The sequence below is a fragment of the Neorhizobium sp. T25_13 genome (assembly GCF_002968675.1).
Lineage (GTDB): Bacteria > Pseudomonadota > Alphaproteobacteria > Rhizobiales > Rhizobiaceae > Neorhizobium > Neorhizobium tomejilense.
In genome coordinates this window covers 595,967-609,929 of the sequence record NZ_PVBI01000003.1, presented here as the reverse complement: position 1 = coordinate 609,929, position 13,963 = coordinate 595,967, and the positions used below count along the sequence as shown (strand labels likewise).

Annotated in this window: 15 protein-coding genes; 7 read left to right on the top strand and 8 right to left on the bottom strand. The window is 63.1% G+C overall.

All coding sequences use genetic code 11. From position 1 onward, the window contains the following. Nucleotides 1–45 precede the first annotated feature (45 nt). A complete protein-coding gene (locus C5J22_RS10060; RefSeq protein ID WP_105438086.1) occupies nucleotides 46–1,035 on the top strand; it encodes a zinc-dependent alcohol dehydrogenase family protein in 990 nt (329 codons plus the stop codon). Between the two features lie 6 nt (nucleotides 1,036–1,041). On the opposite strand, the gene C5J22_RS10055 is transcribed toward C5J22_RS10060, so the two are convergent. The 4 genes from C5J22_RS10055 to C5J22_RS10040 form a co-directional block, all read right to left on the bottom strand. Continuing rightward, nucleotides 1,042–2,112, bottom strand: coding sequence for a nickel/cobalt transporter (locus C5J22_RS10055; protein WP_371412583.1), 1,071 nt, complete (start codon nucleotides 2,110–2,112; stop codon nucleotides 1,042–1,044). Continuing rightward, complete coding sequence (locus C5J22_RS10050; RefSeq protein ID WP_105438085.1) at nucleotides 2,106–2,750, bottom strand: DUF1007 family protein; 645 nt, start codon at nucleotides 2,748–2,750, stop codon at nucleotides 2,106–2,108. Before C5J22_RS10050 ends, C5J22_RS10055 begins: the two co-directional genes overlap by 7 nt. A 92-nt stretch (nucleotides 2,751–2,842) precedes the next feature. Continuing rightward, nucleotides 2,843–4,018: a glycosyltransferase gene (locus C5J22_RS10045; RefSeq protein WP_105438084.1), complete on the bottom strand. Its 1,176-nt coding sequence runs from the start codon at nucleotides 4,016–4,018 to the stop codon at nucleotides 2,843–2,845. A 157-nt stretch (nucleotides 4,019–4,175) separates the two neighbouring features. Then, a complete protein-coding gene (locus C5J22_RS10040; protein ID WP_105400119.1) occupies nucleotides 4,176–5,069 on the bottom strand; it encodes a LysR family transcriptional regulator in 894 nt (297 codons plus the stop codon). A gap of 529 nt (nucleotides 5,070–5,598) precedes the next feature. Between C5J22_RS10040 and odc2 the strand changes: the two genes are divergently transcribed. The 3 genes from odc2 (at nucleotide 5,599) to C5J22_RS10025 (ending at nucleotide 8,370) form a co-directional block, all read left to right on the top strand. After that, on the top strand, nucleotides 5,599–6,732 hold the full coding sequence (gene odc2 / locus C5J22_RS10035) for an ornithine/lysine decarboxylase (protein ID WP_046668290.1): 1,134 nt from the start codon (nucleotides 5,599–5,601) through the stop codon (nucleotides 6,730–6,732). A gap of 122 nt (nucleotides 6,733–6,854) precedes the next feature. Further along, nucleotides 6,855–7,424, top strand: coding sequence for a GNAT family N-acetyltransferase (locus C5J22_RS10030; protein ID WP_105438083.1), 570 nt, complete (start codon nucleotides 6,855–6,857; stop codon nucleotides 7,422–7,424). A gap of 256 nt (nucleotides 7,425–7,680) precedes the next feature. Further along, nucleotides 7,681–8,370 (top strand): OmpW family protein, encoded by a 690-nt coding sequence (locus C5J22_RS10025; protein ID WP_105438082.1) that lies wholly within the window; start codon nucleotides 7,681–7,683, stop codon nucleotides 8,368–8,370. Nucleotides 8,371–8,459: 89 nt separating this feature from the next. Here the strand turns inward: C5J22_RS10025 and C5J22_RS10020 are convergent, their stop codons facing one another. Beyond that, nucleotides 8,460–8,678 carry a 4-oxalocrotonate tautomerase family protein gene (locus tag C5J22_RS10020; RefSeq protein ID WP_105438081.1) on the bottom strand — a complete coding sequence of 73 codons (219 nt, stop codon included), beginning with the start codon at nucleotides 8,676–8,678 and terminating at the stop codon, nucleotides 8,460–8,462. Between the two features lie 25 nt (nucleotides 8,679–8,703). Further along, complete coding sequence (locus C5J22_RS10015; RefSeq protein WP_105438080.1) at nucleotides 8,704–9,444, bottom strand: SDR family oxidoreductase; 741 nt, start codon at nucleotides 9,442–9,444, stop codon at nucleotides 8,704–8,706. Between the two features lie 100 nt (nucleotides 9,445–9,544). Here C5J22_RS10015 and C5J22_RS10010 point away from each other — a divergent pair, with 100 nt between their 5' ends. Further along, nucleotides 9,545–10,438: a LysR family transcriptional regulator gene (locus C5J22_RS10010; protein ID WP_105438143.1), complete on the top strand. Its 894-nt coding sequence runs from the start codon at nucleotides 9,545–9,547 to the stop codon at nucleotides 10,436–10,438. A gap of 6 nt (nucleotides 10,439–10,444) precedes the next feature. Here the strand turns inward: C5J22_RS10010 and C5J22_RS10005 are convergent, their stop codons facing one another. Next, a complete protein-coding gene (locus tag C5J22_RS10005) occupies nucleotides 10,445–10,684 on the bottom strand; it encodes a hypothetical protein (protein ID WP_038545302.1) in 240 nt (79 codons plus the stop codon). Beyond that, entirely contained in the window at nucleotides 10,684–10,950 is a 267-nt protein-coding gene (locus C5J22_RS10000; RefSeq protein WP_037077316.1) for a hypothetical protein, read from the bottom strand. Before C5J22_RS10000 ends, C5J22_RS10005 begins: the two co-directional genes overlap by 1 nt. A gap of 418 nt (nucleotides 10,951–11,368) precedes the next feature. Here C5J22_RS10000 and C5J22_RS09995 point away from each other — a divergent pair, with 418 nt between their 5' ends. Then, complete coding sequence (locus C5J22_RS09995) at nucleotides 11,369–12,400, top strand: serine hydrolase (protein WP_105438079.1); 1,032 nt, start codon at nucleotides 11,369–11,371, stop codon at nucleotides 12,398–12,400. A gap of 89 nt (nucleotides 12,401–12,489) precedes the next feature. Further along, entirely contained in the window at nucleotides 12,490–13,647 is a 1,158-nt protein-coding gene (locus C5J22_RS09990) for a GGDEF domain-containing protein (RefSeq protein ID WP_105438078.1), read from the top strand. Nucleotides 13,648–13,963 lie beyond the last annotated feature (316 nt).

The following is a 13,963-nucleotide window of genomic DNA, read 5'->3' as shown; positions in this document are numbered from 1 at the left end:
ATCGGCATAGGTCATTCCATTCGATTATTTTGGAGTTTGGAAGAAATGGCACGTATCATCCGCTTTCATGAACATGGTGGGCCGGAGGTTCTGCGCGTCGAGGCTTTCGAACCTCAGCCGCCCGACAGGGACGAGGTCCGCATCCGGGTCAAGGCGCTCGGTCTCAACCGTGCCGAAGCGCTGCTCCGCGCCGGGACCTATATCGAGACGCCGGTGCTTCCATCGGGCCTCGGGCTCGAAGCGGCAGGTATCGTCGAAGCGCTCGGTGAAGGGGTGGAGAATTTCGTCGTGGGCGATGTCGTCAGCATCATACCGCCGATCTCGATGGTCCGCTGGCCGGCCTATGGCGATCTCGTCACCTTTCCCGAATCGATGGTCGTCAAACATCCGGCAAGGCTCGACTTCGTCGGCGCCGCGGCGCTCTGGATGGCCTATCTGACGGCCTATGGCGCGCTGATCGGCATTGCGGGGCTCAAACGCGGTGATTTCATTGTCATCACCGCGGCATCCAGCAGTGTCGGGCTGGCGGCGATCCAGATGGCCAGGCTCGTGGGTGCCGTCCCGATTGCGGTAACGCGCAACTCCGTCAAGAAGCAGGCCCTGCTGGATGCGGGAGCGGCCGAGGTGATCGCTTCTTCGGAAGAGGACCTGCAGGCGAGGCTTGAGGAGATCGCCGGGAAGGACGGTGTCCGGGTGGTGTTCGATGCGATCGGCGGGCCGATTTTCCGGCCGCTGACCGCCGCGATCTCGCGGGGCGGGATCCTTATCGAGTACGGCGGCCTGAGCGGAGAGCCGACGCCGTTTCCCCTCTTCGAGGTGCTTGCGAAACGCCTGACCTTGCGGGGCTATCTTGTCCACGAAATCACCGGCGATCCGGCTCGACTGGCGGAGGCCAGGTCCTTCATTATCGATGGTGTGGAGAGAGGGCTGCTGAAGCCGGTCGTCGCCAGGACGTTTCCGTTCGAGGAGATCGCCGCAGCGCATCGCTTTCTGGAATCAAATGCGCAGTTCGGAAAGATCGTCGTCACGGTCTGATTGGCGTCAGCCGCCGGAGCCGGAGGCCTGCAGCGCGGCGCCGAGCAGCGACAGGCCGACCAGCAGCACGAACAAGGCGCCGCCGATCTCGATCGCATGGCTGACACGCCGCCCAGCGCGCGAGCCCGGGCCGGCAAAGCGGACGGCGAGGTCCTTGGCGGTGACCGCGAGCGTCGCAAGGATGGTGACGGTGATCGCCGTGCCGATCGACATGGCGAGAACCGAAAGCACGCCGCCGAGATAGAGGCTGTTCAAAAGCGCGAAACTCATCACCAGGATGGCGCCCGAGCAGGGGCGCAGGCCGACCGCAATGATCGCCGACCAGGCCTCGTGCAGGCTGAAATCCCTGGACTTCAGCAGAGCGGGATCGGGCATGTGGCTGACGCCGCAGGTTTCGCAATAGTCGCCGGTGCCCTGGTAGTCGTGATCGTCGATCTCGACGGCCTGGAAATTGAGCCCGGTGGAGCCGCGTCCGTTACCGGCGGGGGCTGCCATGGGCATGTTGACGACGCGCATCCGAAGCGCCCGGATCTTCTTCACCAGCAGCCAGGCGCCGAAAAGGGCGACCATCGCGAAGCTGGCGATCTCCATCGCCTGGGTTGCTGCCGTCATGGTGATGCCCGAGCCGCGCAGCAGGAGAAAGGCCGCACCGACCAGCAGAACCGCGACCGCGCCCTGCAGCAGCGCGGAGATGAAGGAGATGACGACGCCGCGCCGGAGTTCGACCTCGTTGGCGATCATGTAGGAGGAGATCACCGCCTTGCCGTGGCCCGGGCCGGCAGCATGAAAGACGCCATAAGCGAACGACAGCCCGATCAGACCGGACAAGGCCCACGGGTCCTCGCGCATCGCCTTCAGCGAACCGGTCAGCGCCCGGTAGAAGGACTGCTGGTAAAAATTGATCCAGGCGAAAAACGGACCGAGCGGCCCGCCGACCGAGAAGGATGGTTCGGCGGAACCGACGCCGAGGGGCGATTGCGCATGCGCCGAGCCCGTCATCAGGATGCCTGCCGCCGCTACAATGAGAAGGGCAGGGATCATGGCCGAAGGGGAGAGGGCGCGGCGGATCGTCAGCATGTCAGTTCCAGTCGGGTCGCGAAGAGTTTCGACATGTCGGTGCCGGTCGGATCGTTGAAGAAGGCGTCCGTCAGCGACTTGCTGTTCTGCGAGATCACCTCGTCGGGGTCGGGGCGCACCACCTTGTGCTGGCAATGCGAAAAACCGTCGCCCTTGACGTTCAGGTCACCATCGGTCGGGAAGTCGATCGAGGTGTACATCGAGGGGTCGTAGACGCCGAAGGCCAGCCGGCCCTTGAGCGGCACCGGCTTTTCGGGCTTGACCGCAAACAGGACAAGGAGCTGGTTGCCGTCGAGCGATACGTGGATCACGTCCGGCTTCTGCACCCCGACGGTCGCGCCGTTCAGGGTGATCGTCGTGAAATAGTGGTAGTCGCCGAGCGATTTGCGCATCACCTCGCCGAGCGCCGCAAGTTCCTTGGCGTCGAGCTTCAGGTCGGTGTTCTTGTCGAAATCCAGCAGTACGCTCGACGAGAACACCTCGTCGAACCGCCAGACATTATGCAGTTCCGCGATGTTGCCGTCGGTGCCGGCTACCACTTCGAGCCGCGCCTCGGCGAAGATGTGTGGATGGGCGACGGCTGGCAGCGGAAGACAGGCTGCCGCCAGCGCGGCAATGGTCATGACTCGATATCGCATTCGCCCTGTGGCTCCCGGTTCGTCCGCCCCTTGCAGTGCAGCGTAAATGAGACGGAATTTCGACTCGAACCGGTCACATGTCCAGCCCCGGTCTAGTGCCGGGTGAGATTTTCCAGATGCTCCATGCGTTTGCGGAACTGGCTCTCGAAATCCCAGCCCTTAGCGAACCGAAGCGCGTTCTCGGCGCACTCCAGGATGGACGAGCGGTCTTTGTCGAGGGTGGTCAGCCGATCGGCCACCGCCCTGATGTCGCCGAGCGGGGCGATCCAGCCGGCTTTCGACTCGGCCATCAGCGCCGACCACATCCTGTTGTCGTAACCGACGATCGGCACGCCACAGCCCATCGTCTCGATATAGGTGCAGGAGGGATCCGACTGCCTGTGGCAGCTGAGGAAGATATCGGCACGGTTGCGCGTCAGCGGCACGAGCTCCTGTTCGAAATCGACCGGATCCTTGAGGAAGACGCAGTCTTGCAGCCAGTGCCTGCGGATATCGGCGTCGATCGCACCGGAAAGGCTTCCCTCGCCGTAGATCGTCAGCGTGAAATCGACGCCCCGTTCGCTAAGCAGTCTGGCGATCGGAACGAGGTCCTGCACGCCCTTCATCGGTTCCAGCCGCCCGGAATGGATGAGCCGCAACGGCTCGCCGCTCAGGAGATGCCGTTTTCGGGCGTTCATCTCCTGCGGCGTCGCGAACATCGCCGGTTTCATGCGGTTGTCGAGATAGAGGAGCTGGCTGCCGCCCATGTCGCGGTAGGCCGTGTGGGCCGGGTAACCGTTCGCCTGGATGCCGCGGGCGGCGCGGAACGCGCGCTTGCGCTTGTATTCCTGCATCACCGTCCAGGCCATGCCGTAGATTTTCCGCGGCAGGCTGCGCGTATCGTCGAGCGAGATGATCTGCAGCCGGGTCTGGTGGGTGTATTCGATCGAATAGACGACGGCGCTCCGGGCTTTCCGAATCGCCTCGGGGGCTAAGAGGTCGAGGTAGGAATCTCCCGACAGCAGCGCGAGGTCGAAATCGGCGAGATGGTCCACTGATACCCGTTCCTCCGGCTCCAGGATACGCACCCGGAAATCGAGCTCGCCGATGTCGTAGCGGCCGCCGAAGGGTATGTCGGTCGCGCCGCGCCGGATGAAGCAGGTGACCGGCCCCGACCAGTGCCGCACATGCAGGGCCATGCCGGAAACGAACTTCTTGTCGAGCACCAGCTTGCCGTTCGCGGCCTCGATCACCGGTGCCGACACGAACATCGCCAGGCTTTTCTGCATGGACGTCGATCCTCCGCGATGCCGAGACTTTCGCACGCTGAGCCGCACTATGCTGATCGAAGCCAAGCTCCGGCAAGCCGGCCAATAGGTCGACTTGCCGCGGAGGCGTTACCTCATTTGCCGTAGGGACCGGCGAGGCGCCGGGCGCCCGCCTCGGTCAATGCTGGCGGCGGAACCAGGTGGAGAGGAAGTCGACGAAGCTCCTGACCTTGGCGGGCAGGTAGCGGCGATGCGGGTAGACCGCGTAGATGCCACGGTCCTTGGCAATATAATCGTCGAACAGCGTCACCAGCTCGCCGGACTGGATCGAGGCGTTGGCGATGAAATCGGGGATGATCGCGACGCCGAGGCCCGCGCGGGCGGCACGCAAGGTTGCCTGCGGGCTGTTGATCTCGACCGGGCCGCTGACGGCGACCGAGATGGTCGAGCCATCCTTGTCGGTGAAGCGCACATTGTTGTGCCAGCGGGAGTTGGTGTCGATGATGAAGGGAACGCGGTTCAGGTCCTGCGGGTGTTCGAGCGGACCGTATTTGGCGACGAAATCGGCGGTCGCTACCGTATAGACCCGGAAGTCGGAGAGCTTTCGGGCGATCAGCCCGGAATCCTCGAGCTTGGTGATTCGGATCGCGAGGTCGAAATTTTCCTCGATCAGGTCGACGAACCGGTCCTCGGCGACGATTTCCAGCGAGACTTCCGTGTGGCTCTTGGCGAAATCGATCAGCGACTGCCCGACCTCGGCATCGATGAAGGTCCGCGGCACGGAAACGCGCAGGCGTCCCTTCAGGTCGGCATTGTTCTCGCGCACCAGGTCGGCGAGATTGTCGATCTCTTTCAGGATGTCGGCGGCGGTCCGGTAATAGGTGTGGCCGGCCTCGGTCATTGAGAACTGGCGGGTGGTGCGATTGAGCAGCAGCGCGCCGAGATCGTCTTCCAGTTCGCGCACGTATTTGGAAAGCAGAGCCTTCGACCGACCGGTCCGCCGGGCTGCGGCTGAAAAGCCTTCTGCTTCAACCACATCGATGAAGGCCCGCATGCGCGTTAGAGTGTCCAAATGTCGCCCCTTTTAGTCTGGTCGATCCTAGTTGGGATTTAGCATGGAATTGTGCAATGCGAAATTTCGGTGACGGGCAAAAAAACTCTTGATTATGACCGCGAATATTCTTATCTCCCGGTCAGCCCAAAGTCGCACGTGCCCGTGGGTGTCCGCCGACCCTCTATTTGGTGAGGTCATCGGTAAGGTACCTGGAACTAACCCCTCCAGTCGCTATTCCGGCCATCCGGGAAATGCGAGGACATCTGAAGCAACGACGGTGCGGGCCTTTTTGTTCTCTCCCTGCTTTCCATCAGCGGGGGTTACTGAAGAGGCACACCATCATTGCCGGAAGTGCGGTAGGGACCTCCCTCCAATCCATGGCAGACAAAGCCGGATCATTGTTCGTGGCAGAGCGTTGATCCACTTATCGCGCGTTTGAGCGTGTTCACGGTACCGGTGTCTCCACCAACCGGGCTGAACGCATTCTCATCCGTCCTTTGTCCTCCGGTTCACAGCCGGAGCTTTGAGATTTTGAAGGGACTGATCGATGACCACTGCTCGCATCCTTGACTTCATCAAGACCCAGCGTCCCGAAGGACCGTTTCTTGTTGTCGATCTCGACGTCGTGCGCGACAATTTCACCGCCTTCCGTCATGCACTGCCGGACAGCGCGATCTATTACGCGGTCAAGGCCAACCCGGAACCGGCAATCCTGAAGCTGCTTGCTTCGATGGGTTCCAACTTCGACTGCGCCTCGGTCGCCGAAATCCAGATGGCGCTCGACGCCGGCGCGTCCGCCGACCGCATCTCCTTCGGCAACACAATCAAGAAGGAACGCGACATCGCTCGCGCCTTCGCGCTCGGCGTCGGCCTCTATGCCGTCGACAGCCATGAGGAAGTCGAGAAGATCTCCCGCGCGGCTCCCGGCGCAAAGGTATTCTGCCGCGTGCTGACCGATGGCGAAGGCGCCGAATGGCCGCTGTCGCGCAAGTTCGGCTGCGTGCCGCAGATGGCCGTCGACGTGCTCGTCTACGCGCACCAGATGGGCCTCGAGTCCTACGGCGTGTCCTTTCATGTCGGCTCGCAGATGACCAAGGTCGATGCCTGGGATGCGGCTCTTGCCGATGCCAAGCGCGTCTTCGGTTCGCTTGCAAAGCAGGGCATCGTGCTGCAGATGGTCAACATGGGCGGCGGTTTCCCGACCAAGTACCTGCGCGACGTGCCGAAGGCCGAGGAATACGGCAAGGCGATCTTCGCTTCGCTGCGCAAGTATTTCGGCAACAACCTGCCGAAGACGATCATCGAGCCGGGTCGCGGCATGGTCGGCAATGCGGGCGTCATCAAGGCTGAAGTCGTCCTCGTGTCGAAGAAGTCGGACAACGACAATCACCGATGGGTCTTCCTCGACATCGGCAAGTTCGGCGGTCTCGCCGAAACCATGGACGAGGCCATCCGTTACCCGATCCGCACCGAGCGGGACGGCGACGAGATGGAACCCTGCGTTCTCGCCGGCCCGACCTGCGACAGCGCCGACGTGATGTACGAGAAGAACATGTATCCGCTGCCGGTGACGCTCACCATCGGCGACGAGGTTCTGATCGAAGGCACCGGCGCCTATACGACGACCTACTCGGCCGTCGCCTTCAACGGTTTCGACCCCCTGAAGGCCTACGTCATCTAAGGGGCGGCTTGCCGCTCTCTATGGCGTCATCTAATACCGCCGGCCCCGTAACCAGTCGGGGCGGCAAATTCACAATTCCTCTTCATCGCCGCTCATAACGGTATTGGGTACGGGAGGCCACGATGGCCGCTGTTCTTGATTCTGTACGCGCATTCTTTGCGCCTAACTCCACTTTCACCATCGGCGCCGAAACGCCGGCCGACGTGGTCGCCCGCGAGACCCTGCTCGACCGTGCCATGGGCCCGGATCGTCGCCGGAAGTCGTCGGAAAAGATCCGCCGCAACCGCGTGCCGGCCGAAGGGCTCGCCATCGTTGCCCGCGACGGCGCCGGCCACGTGATCGGCACTGTGCGTCTTTGGAACGTAGAGGCCGGCATTTCGTCCGAAGGCCAGGCCATCGATGCGCTGCTGCTCGGCCCGCTCGCGGTCGACTCGGCTCATGAAGGCAAGGGTATCGGAGCGGCGCTGATGCGTGCAGCGATCACCGAGGCCCACAAGCGCGGCCACGGTGCTGTCCTGCTGGTCGGCGATGCGGCCTATTACGAACGGTTCGGCTTTTTCGCCGACAAGACCCGGCATCTCGTCATGCCCGGCCCCTTCGAGCGCTCTCGTTTCCTGGCGCTCGAACTCAAGGCCGGATGGCTGGAAGGTGCCGCTGGCATGATCGTCGCCAACGGGCGCAAGCTGGCCTGACAAAGGTCGAGTTTTCGGCTCAAGGCATTCAGCACTCAAGGCCTCGCGCCCCGACGATCTGCCCAGACCCCGCCTCTCCGGTGGAGCGTTCCTGCTGGAGCGCCCGCGGCGAGGCGGGGTTTTTCGTGCGACAAATTCTCCGTTTCGGGCCGCCGCCGCGCATCCGCCGGCAGCGGTTGATCCGGATCAATCCGACTCTCGCCGCCCGCGCCTAAGCCTTTCCCTGCAAGATCAAAACGCAAGCAGGAGAGCTTACATGGACACGAGCGGGGCACGGCATCTGAGATGGATCGCGGGCGCGGGTGCGGCTTTTTTCGCATTCGGGGCAGCGGCGGCGGATCTGACGCCCGTTTCCGTTGCCCCTCCGGCGGAGGAACCCGTGGCGGCATCGAGCCCCTGGCAGATCCGCGTGCGCGGCTTGGGCGTCATCACTGAGAACCGCGGTTCGGTCAACGGCGTGCCGGGGTCGGATTTGTCTTTCTCCGACTCGGTCATCCCCGAACTCGATATCAGCTACTTCTTCACCGACAATATCGCCGCCGAACTGGTCCTCGGGACGACCTATGCGAATATCAAGGAGGACGGTGCCGTCGGCGTGCCGGTCGGCCGCGCCTGGCTGTTGCCGCCGACGCTGACGCTGCAATACCACTTCACCGATTTCGGCGCCTTCAAGCCCTATGTCGGTGCCGGCGTCAATTATTCGCTCTTCTACAACCAGTCCGAAAAGCCGGGCTTCCACAATCTGGACGTCGAGAACAATGTCGGCGCGGCCCTGCAGGTCGGTTTCGATTACATGATCGACCAGCACTGGGGCGTGAACTTCGACGTGAAGAAAATCTTCCTCGAAACCAAATGGAAGGCCGACCACGACGTGCTCGGGCCGCTGAGCGGCAAGGCGAAAATCAATCCCTGGCTGATCGGGGCAGGCGTCACCTACCGCTTCTAAAAAAACAAAAAGACCGGTGGGGGACGGGGCCGGCGCCAGACAGGTGGCGCCGGCCTTTGTTCTTTTAGTTTCGCGGTGAATTGCGTTTCTCAGTCGCCGTCCTTGGCGCGATAGGCGTCCGGGGTGACGAAAATCTCGTCGGCGCGGCCGTATCCGCCGTCCTTGACCTCTTCGATCAGCACCATGGTGTGAGGCCGGGCGGCCTCACTCAGGTATTCGACCAGCATCTCGGTCGTGCGGTGGACGATCTCTTGCTTCTGGGCCTTGCTGAGCGCGGCTTCGGGCGTCTTGATGTTTACGAATGGCATTGTTCTATCCTTTGGTTTTGGTGTTTCAGATCATGCCGCCGTTGGCGCGTAGCACCTGGCCGTTGACCCAGCCGCCGTCCGGGCCGGCGAGGAAGGAGACGACGGTGGCAATCTCCTGCGGCTGGCCGAGACGGCTGAGCGGGATTGTCTTGACGATGTTCCGGACCAGTTCGTCGGACTTGCCGATCATGAACATCTCGGTTTCGACAGGGCCCGGCGCGACTGCGTTGACGGTGATCCCGCGCCGGCCGAGTTCCTTGGAGGCAACGTGGGTCATGGCTTCGACGGCCGCCTTGGTGGCGGCATAACCGCCATAGGCCGGGCCGTAGACGCCGACGACGCTCGACGAGAAGTTGATGATGCGGCCGCCGTCGCGCAGCCGCTTGCCTGCTTCGCGGATGCCGCGGAAGGTTCCCATCAGGTTTGTGGCAAGCTGGGATTCGAAAGTCTCGTCGTCCATTTCGGCGAGCGGCGCAAGCCGCATCACGCCGGCATTGTTGACGAGGATGTCGGCACCGCCGAAGCTTTGCTCGGCGGCGTCGAACAGGGTTGCGGCAGCGGTCGGGCTGCCGACATCCGCCTGCACCGCGACCGCCTTGCCGCCGCCGGCTTCGATCTGTGCAACGACCTCGGCGGCGGCCTGCCGGCTGGTCGCATAGTTGACGACGACGGCGATGCCGTCCTCAGAAAGGCGGAGCGCAATGGCTCTGCCGATGCCCTTCGAAGCGCCGGTGACGATCGCGACGCGTTGTCCGTTGGTGGTCATGGGATCTCTCCTTGGTTGGTGGACAGGAGATATTGCTGACACGGCTCAAGAACAATTGGCGGCGAATTGACATCAGAATTCGCCTGTGGTGAACAAGGTCATGGATCGCCTCGACCGCATGCAACTCTTTGTCCGGATTGTCGAACGGCGCAGTTTTTCCGCTGCGGCCGCGGATCTCGGCCTTGCCCGTTCGACCGTCACCGAAGCGGTCAAGCAGCTCGAGGAGGGGATTGGCACACGACTTCTGGAGCGGACGACGCGTTACGTCACCCCGACGCTCGACGGCCGGGCCTTCTACGAGCGCTGCCTCGCGATCCTCGCGGAGGTGGACGAGGCGGAGAACATCTTTCGGGACGCGCAGCCGCGCGGCCTGCTGCGGGTCGACGCGCACGGGTTTCTGACCCGCACCTTCCTCTTGCCGCGCCTTCATGAATTCCTCGACCGCTATCCGCTTCTCGAACTGCAGATCGGCCAGGGCGACCGGCTGGTGGATCTCGTTCGCGAAGGCGTGGACTGCGTCATCCGGGCAGGCGAGATCGACGACAGCGGGCTGATCATGCGCAGGCTCGGAACCATCACCGAGATCACCTGCGCCAGCCGCACCTATGTCGAAAAACACGGGTTTCCGAAATCACCCGATGCGCTGGAAGGGCATCTCGCCATCGGCTTCATTTCGTCGCGCACCGGCCAGATCATGCCGCTCGAATTCGTCGTCAGTGACGAGGTGCGCTACGTCACCCTTCCAAGCCGGCTGACGGTCAACAATTCCGATACGATGGTTGATCTCGCCCGCCGCGGCTTCGGGCTCATACAGGCGCCCCGTTATCGCCTGCAGCGGGATATCGACGAGGGCGTGCTCGTCGAAGTGCTTGCCGATTTCCCGCCGCCGCCGACACTGCTTTCGGCGCTTTATCCGCAGAACCGCCAGCTTTCGCCGCGGGTGCGCGTCTTCCTCGACTGGATCGTCAAGGTGTTCGCCGAAGCCGGGCTTTGAGGTGTCTTACGGCCGATAGATCGCCTGCAGCTTGGCAAGGTCGGCGATCTTCAGTTCGACGGGATCCAGGTCGTCACGGGAAGGCTTGAACCACGCGGCCGCTTCCTGGATGTGCCGGCCATAGGGTTCCGGATACATGCTCAGACCCAACACCCACTGGCGAACGATTTCCCGGTCCATGCGGCCCGAGGCATAGCGGTCGTGCATGGTCTTGGCGGATGTGGTGAGGTCTTCGACATTCTTCATCAATGCACCGCTGGATTGGGTTCGGGTTCGCCGAAGAAGGAGCGGATGCCGTCGCGCTCGACGGTCGCCAGGAACTCGTCGAAGGCTTCGCGGTCGGTCGGAAACGGCTCTTCCCAGGTGGTGACGTCATCCTCTTCGGTGATGACTTCGAGCGTCCAGTCGCCCTGGGTGCCGGCAGGGCGGTAGATATCGACCAGCACAGTAATGCCGTCGTCGGTGAATTCGCCGGCGAGTTCGGAATGTTCAGTCTTGGGTGCCTTGGCCATATCGTATCCGATCGTATAAACGGCTGTCCCGGCGCTGCGGGTCCGGTCCAGTGAGGGAATCGGGTACGCAACGATCAAGACGGTCGGGATGGTCCAATACACTGCTTTCCGTTTTTGCTCCACCGTGGATGAGAATGGCTTTTCGGGAATGGAGTGTCGCGGCTGTCGCTTTGCCCCTCATCCGCCTGCCGGCACCTTCTCCCCGCACGCGGGGAGAAGGACATATGCCGCGACGTCGCGGTTTCCCTCGCCCCGCTTGCGGGGAGAGGGTGCGCCGAGCGAAGCGGAGGCGGGGTGAGGGGCAAGCCGCGTATTCGGTTGTCCATGCGCGGAGAAGCGGCTTCACACTCCATCATCTCTGCGTGAAACGAGCCTTTCCGCCATAGTCTCGGCCGCCTGGCCGTCCTAGCTTCGCTGCATGATCACACGCCGCGCAACCCTCCTGTCCCTCCCTTTCGCCTTGACTGCGGCCCGCAGCCTTGCCCAGGGCGCGCCCCAGGCATCTGTGCCGCAGCCGCCGGTGACGCTCGATACCGTGCTCGGCGGTGCGGCGGAGTTGGAGCCCTTGAAGGTCGTTCTGGTCGCCCGTGGTGGCGGGATGCTTGCCGAGCGGGCGTTCAACGGTCATTCGCTGGACGCCTCCACCAACATCAAGTCGGCCTCGAAGTCGATCATCTCGGCGCTGACCGGCATCGCCATCGAACGCCGGCTGCTCGAAGGTCCCGACCAGAAGATCGCGCCGATCCTGAAGGCCGACCTGCCGGCCAATCCGGACCCGCGCATCCACACGATCACCATCGGCAATCTGCTTTCGATGCAGGCGGGGCTCGGAAGGTTGTCCGGGCCGAACTATGGCCGCTGGATCGCGAGCCGCAATTGGGTGCGGTTCGCACTCGCCCAGCCGTTCGACGACGATCCCGGCGGTTCGATGCTCTATTCGACCGCCTCCAGTCACCTGCTTTCGGCGGTCCTCACCAAGGTGGGCGGGAAGTCGACGCTGGCGCTGGCACGGGAATGGCTGGATCCGATCGACGGGTTCCGGATCGGCTCCTGGGAACGCGATCGCCAGGGCATCTATCTCGGGGGCAACCAGATGGCGATGACGGCCCGCTCGCTTCTGGCCTTCGGGGAACTCTACCGCAACGGCGGCAAGATGAAGGACGGCCGCCAGGTCGTCTCGAAGGATTGGATCGACCAGTCCTGGACACCGCGCACCAATTCGCGCTTTTCCGGCGACGGTTACGGATACGGCTGGTTCCTGCGCAATATCGGCGGCGAGGAGGTCAAGTTCGGCTGGGGTTATGGCGGGCAGATGCTCTATATCGTGCCGTCGCTCGGCCTCACCGTGGTGATGACGTCAGACGAAAGCGGCCCCTCAGCCCGCAGCGGTTATCGCGACGACCTGCACCACCTGCTCGCCGAAATCATCGGAGCTGTCCGCATCGTTTGAAGCCAGTTTGTATAAACTTGAATGACCGGGCACACTGAATCGTAACCGACTGACGCTAGCATGCCCCGCGTCGCCATTGGGGGTGTTTCATGCTGGATCTGCGGACGATCTATATCGTCTCGGCTATGACCTGCTCTGTCCTGGGCATCGTCCAGATGATCGCCTATTCCAGCGGCCGGTTTGAACGCTGGCTGTTCTGGTGGAGCGCCAGCGGCATCGTCATCGGAGCCGGCCTGTTCAGCGTCGGCTTGCGAAACGTGTTGCCGGATGTCGTCTCGATCCTGATCGGCAACAACCTGATCCTGGTCGGCTATCTGTTGTTGATCGTCTCCGTTCGGCTTTTCGGCGGCCGTCCGGCCCGTTGGGGCCTGAGTTGGCTGATCCTCGCCGTTCTTTCGGCGCCGCTGATCCTCTTGTGGCGGGACGATGCCAGTACTGCGCCGCGCATCGCCATCTTCTCGCTCGTCTGCGCCCTCGGCGACCTCCTGGTGATGCTGGAGGGTATTCGCCTCGCACGGCAGGAGAAGCTGCGGTCGGCATGGCTGGTCGCTGCGATCTACCTGCCGACCGCGGCCATCTTTGCGGCTCGCACCGTCCTTGCGGTGACGGGCTGGATCGGCGAAGGCGGCTTGTTTGCCGCCGGCAACGGCGCGGATGCCTGGCTGGGGCTCTGGGCCGCACCCTTCCTGGCATTGCGAAGCATCGTCATCAATCTGATGGCGGCCGAACGGGCGGGAAACAAGCTCACCTACCTGGCGGATCGCGACGCCCTGACCGGCGTGCTCAACCGCGGCGGTTTGATGCGTTCCTATGCTGGTCTCGAGCCAGGGCCGGTCGCCCTGATGCTCATCGATGTCGACCGTTTCAAGCAGCTCAACGATACGCATGGCCATGGGGTTGGCGACGAGGTGTTGCGGCGGTTCGCCTCCTCTGCATCCCTGCACCTGCGCAGCCACGATCTCTTCGCTCGGCAGGGCGGCGACGAGTTTGTGATCGTGCTCAAAGGGTGCCCGATCGAAAAGGCCGTCGAGACGGCCCAGAAGATCCGCGCCGCCTTTGCCGCTTCCCTCGCCGAGATGGAGGGCCTTGTCGTGCAACCGACACTCAGCATCGGCGTGGCGACCGAGATATGCGGTCCTGGCGACCTCGAAACCCTGCTGCAGCGGGCCGACCTGGCGCTCTATGCCCGCAAGCGCAACGGCCGCGACGGTATCGATACGTTCGCGGAAGACCGCCACGCGGCGTGAAGGCGGGGACGCTTTCGCCGGGGCGAACGGAAATTCCCTTTTCGTTTGAAGCAATTTTCCGTCGAAACAGTTCCGCGGCATCCCCGCCTGCGCCGGCGCGGTTATAGTGGTCGCGTCACAGGGCAGGGCCGGGTCGCGAACCGGGTCGCATCTCACGGAGAGCATCCGGCGTCCGGTGATGGTCGCAAAGGTGAGGAAGGCGCCGTCAGGGCGTCGACCGTCGAAAGGTTCAAGTTTCGGATCCAGACCATCCGTTACCCGCCTTTCGGGAAAAACCGGAGCGATCGGGCAGGCAGCACGGCCTGACACCCATACC

Excerpts from the sequence above, each read along its gene's own strand:
- C5J22_RS10060 (WP_105438086.1), top strand. The coding sequence starts at position 46 with ATGGCACGTATCATCCGCTTTCATGAACATGGTGGGCCGGAGGTTCTG.
- C5J22_RS10055 (WP_371412583.1), bottom strand. The coding sequence starts at position 2,112 with ATGCTGACGATCCGCCGCGCCCTCTCCCCTTCGGCCATGATCCCTGCC.
- C5J22_RS10050 (WP_105438085.1), bottom strand. The coding sequence starts at position 2,750 with ATGCGATATCGAGTCATGACCATTGCCGCGCTGGCGGCAGCCTGTCTT.
- C5J22_RS10045 (WP_105438084.1), bottom strand. The coding sequence starts at position 4,018 with ATGCAGAAAAGCCTGGCGATGTTCGTGTCGGCACCGGTGATCGAGGCC.
- odc2 (WP_046668290.1), top strand. The coding sequence starts at position 5,599 with ATGACCACTGCTCGCATCCTTGACTTCATCAAGACCCAGCGTCCCGAA.
- C5J22_RS10030 (WP_105438083.1), top strand. The coding sequence starts at position 6,855 with ATGGCCGCTGTTCTTGATTCTGTACGCGCATTCTTTGCGCCTAACTCC.
- C5J22_RS10025 (WP_105438082.1), top strand. The coding sequence starts at position 7,681 with ATGGACACGAGCGGGGCACGGCATCTGAGATGGATCGCGGGCGCGGGT.
- C5J22_RS10020 (WP_105438081.1), bottom strand. The coding sequence starts at position 8,678 with ATGCCATTCGTAAACATCAAGACGCCCGAAGCCGCGCTCAGCAAGGCC.
- C5J22_RS10015 (WP_105438080.1), bottom strand. The coding sequence starts at position 9,444 with ATGACCACCAACGGACAACGCGTCGCGATCGTCACCGGCGCTTCGAAG.
- C5J22_RS10010 (WP_105438143.1), top strand. The coding sequence starts at position 9,545 with ATGGATCGCCTCGACCGCATGCAACTCTTTGTCCGGATTGTCGAACGG.
- C5J22_RS10005 (WP_038545302.1), bottom strand. The coding sequence starts at position 10,684 with ATGAAGAATGTCGAAGACCTCACCACATCCGCCAAGACCATGCACGAC.
- C5J22_RS10000 (WP_037077316.1), bottom strand. The coding sequence starts at position 10,950 with ATGGCCAAGGCACCCAAGACTGAACATTCCGAACTCGCCGGCGAATTC.
- C5J22_RS09995 (WP_105438079.1), top strand. The coding sequence starts at position 11,369 with ATGATCACACGCCGCGCAACCCTCCTGTCCCTCCCTTTCGCCTTGACT.
- C5J22_RS09990 (WP_105438078.1), top strand. The coding sequence starts at position 12,490 with ATGCTGGATCTGCGGACGATCTATATCGTCTCGGCTATGACCTGCTCT.